This window comes from Pseudomonas sp. PD9R (genome assembly GCF_019200975.1).
In the GTDB taxonomy this organism is placed as follows: domain Bacteria; phylum Pseudomonadota; class Gammaproteobacteria; order Pseudomonadales; family Pseudomonadaceae; genus Aquipseudomonas.
This window is the reverse complement of record NZ_JAHTMR010000001.1, coordinates 940,020-951,950: the sequence shown is the minus strand read 5'-3', so window position 1 is coordinate 951,950 and position 11,931 is coordinate 940,020. Positions and strand designations below refer to the sequence as shown.

Genomic DNA, 11,931 nt, shown 5'->3' with positions numbered 1-11,931 from the left:
CAGTGAACGTCGTGGGTCACTAAGCGCCGTGACCCACGCGCGAACCGCGTGCGGTAATGACCTCTACCAACGACGGCCCCTTGCTGTTGAGGGCCTTGATAAACGTCGAATGGAGTTGTGAGGCGTGTTCCACTCGCCACGCATCCAGACCGAAATTTCTGGCAATACCGGCAAAGTCGGGCGAGTACGGTTTGCCATCCGGCAGGTTGAACTCGCGGGTGCGGTGCTGCTCGATCGCAGGGGTTTGCACATCGCTCAATGACACGTACCCGCTGTTGTTGAACACCAGGAATACCACGGGGATGCTGTGCATCACGCACACCGCCATTTCCTGCATCGACTGCAAGAAATCGCCGCTACCCACGGCGCACACCACCTGGCGCGCCGGCATGGCGAGCTTCGCGCCAATGGCCGCTGGCACCGCCCACCCCATGGTCCCGACATTGCCGGCGCAGAGCAGCGTGCCAGGTTCGTAGACGGGGAACATCTCGCGTGCGATTGCCTGAATGCTTCCCGCACCGACCACCACAATGGCGTCTTTTTCCAGGATCGCCCGCAGTTCGGCCAAAGGCCTCTGAACAATCAACGGCGGGACGTCACTGGCGCTCTCGTCGATCCCATGCACCGTTTGCCCTTGATGCAAGGCGGTTATTTTCAGCCGTGGGTCGATCCGCTGCACTTCGCTGGTCGCGCGCAAACTGGCGGGCGCCAGGCTGACGTCAATCGACGCGTTCTGTACCGCCGCCGGCATCGCCAGACTGACCGGACCGACGCGATCACTGAACATCGAATCGAAGGACTGACGCAGGGCCTCCGGTAACTGTTCAATGTGCGCGACGCATACATGTTCTTTGGTGACGCCGCTGGAAGCCGTTACCCGCGGGTCAACTTCGCATTGAGCATCGTCACCACTGATGACCAGCATGGCCGATGACTGCGCCGACGCCGCCGCGATCCCGCCGAGCGCCGTCGAAATGCCCAGCGGGCCCGCAAGTAAAACGGCCATTGGGCGACCGCAGGCACGAAAATAACCGTCGGCAAGATGGACGCAACTTTGCTCCTGCATCACTTGAATGAACGGGATATCCGTTCCGGCGCTCAGCAGTGCCTCTACCAACCCCCATGAGCCATCGCCGGGCATGCCGGCAACGTAGTCGACACCATTGGCTTTCAGCGCTTTCGCAACAATTTGACCACCCGTGAGCTTCACAGAAAAACCCTCATCAAACAAACGCTGGCGTCAGGGCGGATGCCCCTCGCGTCGTCTCAAGACCGTCACCGGAGTATTCGCCGGGAGCCAGCGCGGCTCAATTTCGCACCCCCCGCAAAAGAGACGCACGTTGACGCAGCTGAACACCGCCCATCCCCCGCTCAAGCGGGACTATCGTTATCAAGAGCCAGCTGCGCCGATTAGGTCACTTTGATGCGTCAGAGTGCGTCGCTTTTAAAGATGCTGCGAAATTGAGTGCTCTGCCCGCCAGGCCAATACTCGATCCATGAAAACAACAAGCCGAGCCTATCAAGCGCTGGGCGCGCCACTTGAAGCCTTCACCTTGCTACTTGAGGAAAGCGGCGCGCCTACAGCCAAGGAAGAGTCGATCGGACCAGTGGAGGCCAACTGCGCAATGCTCTCTCTACCAGCCAGCACAGCGCCACAACCTCCCCAGCCGCATGGAAACAACGCTGGCCATAACTCTGCCGATGTACATGACTGCATGCATATGGACATGCCCGGCGACACCGCCGAGCCAGCGCCATTGCAAGTCGCTAATCGTTTGAAAACAACCACCCTGGGCAGGAACTCAAAATGAAAAAAGAAATAGAGACGGGTTATGGATCAGTCGGCATCAAGTTGGACTCGATTAGCCTGAACCGGCGCACGTTTATGCTGGGGGCTGCTGCATCTGCCGCGGGGTTGTACATCAGTTCGTTCGTGCCAAGTGCATTTGCCGCTACCTCCGGCCATCTGGAGATTCTCGGCTGGGAAGGTGAAACCGGTGATGCGGAATTGGCCGATTGGCGCAAACAGCGCGACATCACCGTCCGTTCAAGCTATGCCAGCAACCAGGACGACATCACCGCTCGCCTGGCCGGCTCCGATCCCGTGCAACTTGACTTGACCATGTATGCGCTGGGCTACGAGACCATCTATAAGGAAATGGGCCTGCTCAAGGCGATCGACACGTCGAAGATCCCCAACTACTCGGCAGACAATACCGTCCCGCTTTTCTATAAAGGCAGCCGCTGGTACTGGGATGGCAAGCAATGGGGTGTCCCGCTGTTGTGGGGCATGAACACCATTGTCTACAACCCGAAAAACGTGAAGAAACCAACCGAGTACAAAGACCTGCTCGACCCGAAACTGAAAGGCAGGCTGACCTTTGTCGATGACGGCACCTCGAACTGGTCGCTGATCGCGATCATTGCCGGCTATGGCGACAAGTTCCCCAACTTGACCCGTGCCGAATTCGACGATGCTTTCGAGAAGCTCAAACCTTACCGTGATCAATGCCGAGTCTTTGCAGCTTCCTCGGGAGACGCAGTTTCCCTGCTGGTGTCGGGCGAAGTGGATGCGGTGTTTTCGGCGTCGGCCAACACGCCCAGCGAGACCAAGAAGCGCGGCGTAAATACGGAGCTGTCGGTTCCCAAAGAAGGTGCGGCCCTGTGGTGCGATGCCTTGTTTATCCCGAAAACCGCCAAGGACATACCGCTGGCGCTGGAGTTCATCAACAAGACGCTGGAGCCTGAAACCCAGGCCAAAATGGCAACCACGATGTTCTCTGGTGTCGTTAACACCAAAGCCGTACCGCTACTGCCTGCCGAACTGAAGAACACCTTCGACTACGCGAATCTGGACAGCTTTTTCGAGAAATCAAAACTGTACGGCCAGCCGCCCCTGAGCTCCGACAAGTACGTGACCTATGCTGAATGGATCGATCAGTGGGCGAACTTCAAAGGCTCGTTCTAGAGCATCGGCAACCCGGTGTATTGAAAGGCCTGTTTGAGGGGACTGGACGAGTGAGTGGGTGCTTGCGAGCACGCACTCCTCTGCTCGATGGGGGCTATGGAATGGCCTGTCGACGCCGTTCGAATCGCTCAGGGAAAGCACACGTCACACCGTGTATGTGCGGACCCGGGCGCCCTCGTTATCGAAACAAAAAGCAAAGGCACAATAATCATGAACGTAGTCAACAACAGCGAGCCCATCCTCCTCGATGACAGGGATTCGAAGGCCGGTAAACACGTGAAAATCGACAAGAAAACCCTGAGCGGGTATTTGCTGGCGTCGCCCCCACTGTTCTTCCTGGTCGTGTTCTTCCTCATTCCTTCGCTGCTGCTGCTGGTCGCGAGTTTCTGGACCGCCAAAACCTTCAGCATGGAACCGGCAGCAACCATTGCCAACTATGCCAAGGCATTGAGTGCCAGCGGGTTTTATGACTCGCTATGGATCGCTCTGCAAAACGGCTTCTGGACCGCCGTGCTGTCGACGGTCATCAGCGCCCCGGTTGCCTATTACATTGTTTATCGGACGCGCTCCAACGCCGTTCTGTACCTGGCCTTGATCTCCTGGTTCTCCAGCTATCTGGTACGGGTCTACGCCTGGCGCTCGATTCTGGGCACCAACGGGGTGATCAACTCCACACTGCTGCACTTCGGACTGATCGATCAACCGCTGGAGTGGCTGGTTTTCAGTAAGTTTGCGGTGGTGTTGACCCTGGTCCACATCATGCTGCCTTTCACCCTTCTGCTGCTGGTGTCGGGCTTGCGCGATATCAAGAAGGATTACCTGGAAGCCGCCGCGGACCTGGGCGCCAGCGGTGCCACCATCTTGTGGCGAGTGATCATGCCAATGGCGCACAAGAGCATCGTCAGCTCGTTCATGTTCACCTTCGTGCTTGCCGCCAGTGACTACGTCACCCCCCAGTTGCTGGGTGGTAGAGACGCCATGACCACGGGCCTGGTAATCGCCAATCAGTTTCGCTCGGTCGGCAACTGGCCGCTGGGTGCGGCGATGGCCTACCTACTGCTGTTGGTCTTCATGCTGGTCTATGTGCTGTTGCTGGGTGTGTTGCGGGCTGCAAACCTGGCACCCGGCAAGCGTTACCACGACTGATTGCCGCCAATAAAAAAGGTAACTCGCCATGATCAGGCTATTCACTTACGTTTACATGCTGTTCCTTTATGCGCCCATCGCGATCATCGCGCTGTTCAGCTTTCACTCGTCCGCCTCGCTGTCGTTCCCGTTCGAGGGCTTTTCGACTCAATGGTACGAAGCGCTGTTCAACAGCTCGGACTTCATGACGGCATTGACCAACAGTGCAATCGTCGCCGCGGGCTCGGCCATACTCACCACCGTGCTCGGGACCTTCTCGGCACTGGCGCTGATGCGCATGAAAGGGCGGATCAAATCCGTTTTTGCCTTCATGAACTTCGCCCCGATCGCCTTGCCCGGTTTGTTCCTCGGGATTGCGCTGGTGATTTTCTTCTCGTTGATCGGCCTGCCCCGCTCGCTGCTGACCGTGGTGATCGGCCATACGCTGTTCACCTTTCCGTTTTTCGTCGAGTCCGTGCGTTCACGCCTGGAGTACTTCGATCTGTCGTTCGAAGAGGCTGCTCGTGACCTGGGCGCGTCGCCGCTCAAGGCATTCTGGCTGGTGACGCTGCCCATTATCGGCCCGACGATTGCCGGTGCGGCGATCCTGGCGATTGCCCTCTCCATGGACGAATTCCTGATTACCGTCTTCGTCACCGGCAGCGACACCACGTTGCCACTGATGATCCTTTCGATGATGCGCCGCGCCGTCAGCCCAACCATCAATGCCGCCTCGGTATTCATGCTGGTCGTGACCATCGCCATCATCGTCATTGCCGGCCTGGTCATGACCCTGCGCCGTCGTCGTCTCGAACTTGAACGTGCTGAAACTGCAGAGTAATCACCATGACCAACAGTATTGAACTGACCGGAATCTCCAAGAGCTACGGCAATCTGACCGCCCTCGGCAAAGTCGACCTGACCGTAAAACGCAACGAAATCCTGACTTTGCTGGGCCCTAGTGGCTGTGGCAAGACCACGCTGATGCGCATCATCGCCGGTTTCGAAGAGCCCACCACGGGCAAGGTCGTGATCGACGGCAAAGACTCGACGGCGCTGGCGCCGGAGCATCGCCCCGTCAACATGGTGTTTCAGAAGTACGCCCTGTTCCCGCATCTGGATGTCTTCGACAACGTCGCGTTCGGGTTGCGCCTGAAGAAGAAACCACGGGATGAGATCAAGCGTGAAGTGACCAAGGCGCTGGAGCTGGTGCAGCTTGAAAGCTTCAAGAACCGCTGGATCTCCGAACTCAGCGGCGGTCAGGCACAACGCGTGGCGCTGGCGCGGGCCCTGGTGAATCGCCCCGCCGTGCTGCTGCTGGACGAACCACTGGCGGCACTGGATCTGAAGATTCGTCACCACATGCTCAACGAAATCAAAAGGATCCACGAAGAGACCTCGACCACCTTCGTTTACGTCACCCACGACCAGGACGAAGCGATGATCCTGTCCGACCGTGTGGTCCTGTTGAACAAGGGTGGCATCGAACAGATCGGTGGACCGCAAGAAATGTATTGGTCGCCGCGTACGTTGTTCGCCGCGAAATTTTTCGGTGACACCAATATCGTCAACGGCACCTATGGGCTGGGCGATACCAGCAATGGTTATGTCGAGCTTCCATTCGGGCGTTACGCACACACGGCCAAGACCGGCATGAATGCCGGGCCGGTCAATGTGTCGATCCGCCCCGAAACCATCGGCCTTGAGGCTGCCCAAGGCAACGCACTGGCCAACGGGGCATTCGCCGGGAAGGTCAAAGACACTTCATTCATCGGCAATCGGGTCATTTATCGAGTCGCTGTGGCGGGTGGAACCCTCGATCTCAAATGCCAGCAGTTGCCCACGCCAGGCAGCCACACGTTGCCGCCAGGTTCGGATGTTGCGCTGACCTGCAAGCCAGAGAGTTTCGTGGTGATACCGGCCTGAGCCGCTATCAACTGAACGACGGCCCCTGCTGATTTTCGCGCAGGGTTTGCCCGTAACTTCAACGCTGGATCAGCTCGTCAACAAGAGTCTGATCCGGCGTTTTTTTTGACCAGAGCGATGAACAACAGTGATCCAATATATTGTGGTCGGGGGCGGGTCAGCCGGGTGCGTCGTTGCGGCGCGACTCAGCGAAGATGCACAGGCATCCGTAGTGCTGCTTGAAGAAGGGCCAAGGGACACCAACCCGTTTATTCATCTCCCGGTCGGGTTCTATAAAACCAGCCAGGGCAATCTGGTCGAACGCTACCCTTGGGAACCGCCAGCCGGCTATATCGGTGCAGCCAATCCGACAATGGTCCAGGCGCGGGTACTCGGCGGCGGGAGTTCAGTCAACGCCATGGTTTACCTGCGCGGGCAACCTGCCGATTACGACAGTTGGGCGAAGGGCGGCGCCCAAGGCTGGGCCTATCAGGACGTACTGCCCTTCTTCAAAAAATGCGAAAGCAATGACCGGTTCAGCAACGACGCACACGGTACTGACGGCCCGCTCGGCGTCTGCGATCAACGTTATACCCATCCCTTGACCAAGCTCTGGTTACAGGCTTGCCAACAGGCCGGGCTGGCCTATAACGCCGACTTCAACTCTGGCGTGCAGGACGGTTGCGGCTTGTATCAAATCAACGCCAGGAACGGCCTGCGTTCAAGTACCTCGGTCGCCTATTTGAAGCCCGCCCGGCGACGCCCCAATCTGACGGTAAAAACCAACTGCCGGGTGTTGCGAATCCTGGTCGAGAACGGCCGCGCCATCGGTGTTGAATACCTGGAAAAGAACCGTCGTCATGTCTTGAGGGCCGAACGCGAGGTGATTGTCAGCGCCGGCGCGATCAATACACCCAAGCTGTTGATGCTGTCGGGCATTGGTCCGGGCGGCCACCTGCATGACAAAGGCGTCAAGGTCAGCCATGACTTGCCTGGGGTCGGACAGAATCTGCAGGACCACATCGAAGTGTCATTGATCAATGAACTGCGTCGCCCGTTGAGCTATGACAAGTACAAAAAGCCGCACTGGAAAATCGCCGCCGGCTTGCAGTACGCATTGTTTCGCGAAGGCCCGGTGACTTCAAACGTGGTCGAAGGGGGCGCGTTCTGGCGTACCTCTCTGGCGGAGAATCGTGCGGACGCTCAGTACTGCTTCATGGCCGGGGCCGGCGTGGAAGAAGGCGTCGGTTCCGTCCCCGGTGGCAACGGCTGCACCCTGAACGTGTGCCAGACGCGGCCCCGCTCGACCGGTTCGCTGCAACTGCGCAGCGCCGACCCGATGGACTTGCCGTCCATTGAGCCCAACTACCTGACAGATCCGTTTGATGTGGAGTGCATGGTGCAGGCGACCGAGTTTGGTCGGCACATCATGTCACAGGCCGCGCTGGCCGGGCACATCCTGCGCGAACACGCACCCGCCGAGCCATTGCGCACGCGTGACGACTACCTGAAGTTCGTGCGTCAACACGCCCACGCGGCGCTGCACCCGGTGGGCACCTGCAAGATGGGCAGCGACGACATGGCAGTGGTGGATAACGAGCTGCGCGTACACGGAGTCGATGGCCTGCGCATCGCCGACAACTCCATCGCACCGAGCTTGTGCTCCAGCAACACCAACGCGCTGGCGATCATGATCGGCGAGAAAGCGGCCGACCACATTCGACAGACTTGCTAACCTGATGACCGCAACAGCGCCGCCTCTGTAGGAGCTGGCGCAGCCTGCGATCTTTTGATCCTGGTCTTTAAAACGCCAAGATCAAAAGATCGCAGGCTGCGGCAGCTCCTACAGTTTTAGACCTTGAAGTTGTTCATCAGCACTTGCTGCTGGTTCGCCAGGTCATTCAAGGACTGGCTGATCCGCGCCGACTGATCCGCCTGTTCGACCAAGGCGCCCGTCACATCCCTGATGGCCGAGACGTTCCGGTTCACCTCCTCGGACACTGCACTTTGCTCCTCGGCCGCGCTGGCGATTTGCAGGTTCATGTCGGTGATGATCTCGATGCTCTGGCTGACATGGGCCAGTGCGTCTACCGCCTCAAGTGCCTGCGCTGCGCTGGTATCGGCCTGGCGGTGTTGGCTCTGCATGGCGTTGACCACGTCGCGGGTGCCGCTCTGAAGACTTTCGATGACGCCTTGAATCTCGCTCACGGAATCCTGGGTACGCTGGGCCAAATGACGAACCTCATCAGCGACCACCGCAAAACCCCGCCCTGTCTCCCCTGCCCTCGCAGCTTCGATCGCCGCATTCAATGCCAGCAAATTGGTCTGCTGGGCAATGGTACGGATCACATCGAGTACGCTGCCGATTTTCTCACTGCTGTCAGCGAGCTGGCGGACCCCAGTCATGGCGCCACTCATGTGCGTCGCCAGCAATTGAATAGACTGCGCAGCCGTCTCGATGGTGCCTTTGCAAGAACGGGTAGCGACATCGCCATTGCACGCGGCGGTGGCTGCCATGGAAGCGTTGCGGGCCACCTCTTGCGAGGTCGCGCTCATTTCGTGAGCGGCAGTCGCGACTTGCTCGACTTCTCGCAGTTGCTGTTGCATGCCGCTGCTGGTGCGCGTTGCAATCGAAGACGCCTGGTCCGCAGTGGATCGCGTGTCCAGCACGCTCTGACTGACCTGCGCGATGATGGGCTGCAACTTATCGAGGAATCGATTGAACCCGCCCACCAGCACGCCCATTTCATCCCGTCGCTCGGCGCTCAGTCGCCGGGTCAGATCGCCTTCGCCATTGGCGATGTTTTCCAGCATGTCGGATACCCGCCGGATCGGTCGGGTGACACTCGCCGCCAACAAACCCATCAGCAACGTACCGGCCAAAGTGACGCCAATTCCGGTGGCCACTTGCACCAATACCGACTTCTGATTTGATTGATCCAGCACCTGCTGCAAGGTCGCGACGGAGGCCATCAAAGTAGCGCGCGGTACTTCGATAACCGCCATCCAGTGGCTGGCGTTCGGTATAGGGGAAAACGGCACGACGAGCATGACGTTCGGGTTGCCAGGGTCATCAATGGCGAGGGTTTTTCCGGCTTTCGATCCCTCGAACATCTCGGCCGCTTGCGTGGGGTAAATGTCCTGGATGGATTTCCCCAGCGAAGCAGGATCACCACTTCGCCCCATGATGACGCCGGCGGCGCTGACAAAGGTGAGCAGACCTTGCCCCTCGAACAGTGAGGTACTGGCTTTCTGCGCGATGTTCTGCAGGCTGCTCAGCGCCAGATCGATACTGACCACGCCGATGAATTTACCACCGTCCATCAGCGGTATGGCAATGCTGGAGGTCAGGGTTGGTACGCCATTGAGCAGGAACGAATAGGGCTCGATCAGACACGGTTTGCGTGTTTTTTTCGGACAGTTCCACCATTCTTTTCCCGGATCGCCGTCATCCTGCATTTCCTTTTCTTCAAGGATGAAGTTCTGCATGGAAGAGACATACACCGCAAACCGACCATTGGCATTCCCGGTGAACTCCGCGCCATTGATGCTATCCGAATCGGCGCCATCCAGCGCGTTGGGCTCGAATGAGAGGCCAACGCCGAGTATCTCCGGCGTGGTCGCGACCTGTGCCCGAACCAGGCCGTACAGATCCCCACGCAGTTGTTTGGCAGCCAACCCATTTTGTCGCGCCTGCCGGCGCAGCATGACGACCTGGGTGGCCAGGGAGCGGGTAAACATCATGCTGGTCAGGAACCGCTGCTCAATGCCATTGGCCTGCAAGTGCCCGGTTGCCTCCAGGTACTGCATAGAGGCCAGTGACAATGAACTCGTGCTTGATTCACTGACTACCGTCGACGTGTCACGCATCTGCTGAATTGAAAAGCCCACAAGACAGAGCACCATGACAAACAGGCAACTCCCGGCAGCCAGCGTTATTCTTGTTTTAATCGACAAGGTTCCCATCGCATCGCCTCACTAAATTCAGCCTGGAACAACGATATTTTCTGGCAATCCAAAAAAAGCTCCCCGAATGGGGCAATCCTGTTCACTTAACGCAGTTGTAGGAGCGAGCTTGCTCGCGAAAGACGTGAGGGCGACGCGTTTATCCAGCAAACACGCGTTAGCGCTAACGTCCATCGCGAGCGAGCTCGCTCCTACAAGGGGCAGCGTTTGTTTAACTGAACAGAATTACCCCGAATGGGGAGCCTCAAGACATTTGGCAAAGCGGTAAGGGTGACCAGCGGCCCTGGTGAGATCCGCTGGTTCGAAGTTCGACAGAGAACGCTGTCATCGACACAAACGTTGCGTTCTATAAACAGAAGAAGTCAGACGGACTTCTTGTAACGGCGAATACGGATATCCGCCTGCTCCTTGTGCCCGGCGAAACCTTCCATGCCGCACAGACGGGAGCAGTACTCGCCGACCAGGACAGACGCTTCATCGGTCAGGACACGTTGATAGGTGCAGGTCTTGATGAACTTGCCGACCCACAGGCCGCCGGTGTAACGCGCCGTCCCGGTGGTGGGCAAGGTGTGGTTGGTGCCGATCACCTTGTCACCGTAGGAGACGTTAGTCCGCTCGCCGAGGAACAGCGCACCGTAGTTGGTCATGTGCTCCAGGAAATACAGAGGATCGCGCGTCATGACTTGCACGTGCTCAGAGGCAATCCGGTCAGCCTCCTGAACCAACTCGTCGACGGTGTCGCACAGGATGATTTCGCCATAGTCGCGCCAGGCTACGGAAGCGACTGGCGCGGTCGACAGGATGGCCAACTGGCGCTCGATTTCCGCTGGCAAGGTTTCCGCCAGTACGGCGCTGTTGGTCAAAAAAACCGCTGGCGAGTTGACGCCGTGCTCGGCCTGCCCCAGCAGGTCAGCGGCAATGATTTCGACGTCGGAGCTGTCATCGGCAATCACCAGCGTTTCGGTCGGGCCGGCGATCAGGTCGATACCGATTTTGCCGAACAGTTGGCGCTTGGCTTCTGCAACAAATGCATTGCCCGGTCCGACGATCATATCGACCGGCTTGAAGTCATCGGTCCCCAACGCCAGGGCCGCAATCGCCTGCACGCCGCCGACGCAGTAGATTTCATCGGCGCCGGCCAGGTACATCGCCGTGACGATGGCCGGATGAGGCTTGCCGTCAAACGGCGGAGCCGCTGCAACCACACGTTTTACGCCTGCCACTTTGGCCGTCAGCACGCTCATGTGCGCCGATGCCAGCAACGGGTATTTTCCACCGGGGATGTAGCAGCCCACCGAGTTCACCGGAATGTTGCGGTGCCCCAGGATCACTCCCGGCAGTGTCTCGACCTCGACATCGTGCATCGAGGCTTTTTGCACTTCGGCAAACCGACGTACTTGGGCCTGTGCAAACTTGATATCGCCGATTTCCTGTTCCGAAAGACTGGCGACGCAGGCGGCGATTTCTTCGTCGGTCAGGCGGAAGGTTGCCGGCTCCCACTTATCGAACTTCTTCGAATACTCCCGAACGGCGGCATCACCGTTTTTGGCGACATTGGCGATGATCTGCTCGACCGTATCGCGGACTTGCGAAGCAATCTCGGCTTGAGCTTCGACGGGCTTACTTGTTTTCAGATAACGAATCATCAATTGGCTCCTGGTGGTTCTTGATGCACGCGACATGCACTCAGCATTGGCAACCATCTTTTCCCACCCCCCTGCTCCGGGCAATTTCGCAGCCCCTTTATTGATGACGCGATCTGACGCAGCACAGACGCAATGTTGAAGCACTCTTGTCAGCGCTGGCCGCTCTAGCACGGGCCAGCGCGTTATTCGTATAACCTTTTATTATCAAAAACCATCCGAACGAAACTGTTCCGCAGCCAGTAGAAAACCACCGCTAAGTGCTCACACCCTTCAAACACAGGAACTTTCCAATAAAAAACGATACAGGCATTGACAGCGCCG

8 protein-coding genes and 2 pseudogenes are annotated in these 11,931 nt (G+C 58.2%); 6 read left to right on the top strand and 4 right to left on the bottom strand.

Going from position 1 to position 11,931, the window contains the following annotated elements:
- Positions 1 to 19 precede the first annotated feature (19 nt).
- Positions 20 to 1,210, bottom strand: coding sequence for a thiamine pyrophosphate-dependent enzyme (locus KUF73_RS04330; protein ID WP_218436790.1), 1,191 nt, complete (start codon positions 1,208 to 1,210; stop codon positions 20 to 22).
- A gap of 286 nt (positions 1,211 to 1,496) precedes the next feature.
- On the opposite strand from KUF73_RS04330, the gene KUF73_RS04325 reads away from it, so the two are divergent.
- The 6 genes from KUF73_RS04325 to KUF73_RS04300 all read left to right on the top strand — a co-directional run bounded on the left by KUF73_RS04325 (position 1,497) and on the right by KUF73_RS04300 (position 7,733).
- Complete coding sequence (locus KUF73_RS04325) at positions 1,497 to 1,811, top strand: hypothetical protein (RefSeq protein WP_218436789.1); 315 nt, start codon at positions 1,497 to 1,499, stop codon at positions 1,809 to 1,811.
- Positions 1,808 to 2,968 carry a PotD/PotF family extracellular solute-binding protein gene (locus KUF73_RS04320; RefSeq protein ID WP_218436788.1) on the top strand — a complete coding sequence of 387 codons (1,161 nt, stop codon included), beginning with the start codon at positions 1,808 to 1,810 and terminating at the stop codon, positions 2,966 to 2,968. The genes KUF73_RS04325 and KUF73_RS04320 overlap by 4 nt, the downstream gene beginning before the upstream one ends.
- Before the next feature lie 210 nt (positions 2,969 to 3,178).
- A complete protein-coding gene (locus tag KUF73_RS04315; protein WP_218436787.1) occupies positions 3,179 to 4,114 on the top strand; it encodes an ABC transporter permease in 936 nt (311 codons plus the stop codon).
- Between the two features lie 28 nt (positions 4,115 to 4,142).
- On the top strand, positions 4,143 to 4,934 hold the full coding sequence (locus KUF73_RS04310) for an ABC transporter permease (RefSeq protein WP_218436786.1): 792 nt from the start codon (positions 4,143 to 4,145) through the stop codon (positions 4,932 to 4,934).
- A gap of 5 nt (positions 4,935 to 4,939) precedes the next feature.
- A complete protein-coding gene (locus tag KUF73_RS04305) occupies positions 4,940 to 6,019 on the top strand; it encodes an ABC transporter ATP-binding protein (RefSeq protein ID WP_218436785.1) in 1,080 nt (359 codons plus the stop codon).
- Positions 6,020 to 6,146: 127 nt separating this feature from the next.
- On the top strand, positions 6,147 to 7,733 hold the full coding sequence (locus KUF73_RS04300; protein ID WP_218436784.1) for a GMC family oxidoreductase: 1,587 nt from the start codon (positions 6,147 to 6,149) through the stop codon (positions 7,731 to 7,733).
- 116 nt (positions 7,734 to 7,849) lie between these two features.
- Here the strand turns inward: KUF73_RS04300 and KUF73_RS31625 are convergent.
- From KUF73_RS31625 to hisD, 3 genes and pseudogenes are all read right to left on the bottom strand, one after another.
- Positions 7,850 to 8,386, bottom strand: a pseudogene (locus KUF73_RS31625) (methyl-accepting chemotaxis protein); the annotation flags it as partial.
- Positions 8,387 to 8,707: 321 nt separating this feature from the next.
- A pseudogene (locus KUF73_RS31620) lies at positions 8,708 to 9,706 on the bottom strand (HAMP domain-containing protein); the annotation flags it as partial.
- Positions 9,707 to 10,326: 620 nt separating this feature from the next.
- The gene (hisD, locus tag KUF73_RS04290; RefSeq protein ID WP_218436782.1) at positions 10,327 to 11,610 is read right to left on the bottom strand and encodes a histidinol dehydrogenase; all 1,284 of its coding nucleotides are present in this window, start codon (positions 11,608 to 11,610) and stop codon (positions 10,327 to 10,329) included.
- Between the last annotated feature and the right edge of the window lie 321 nt (positions 11,611 to 11,931).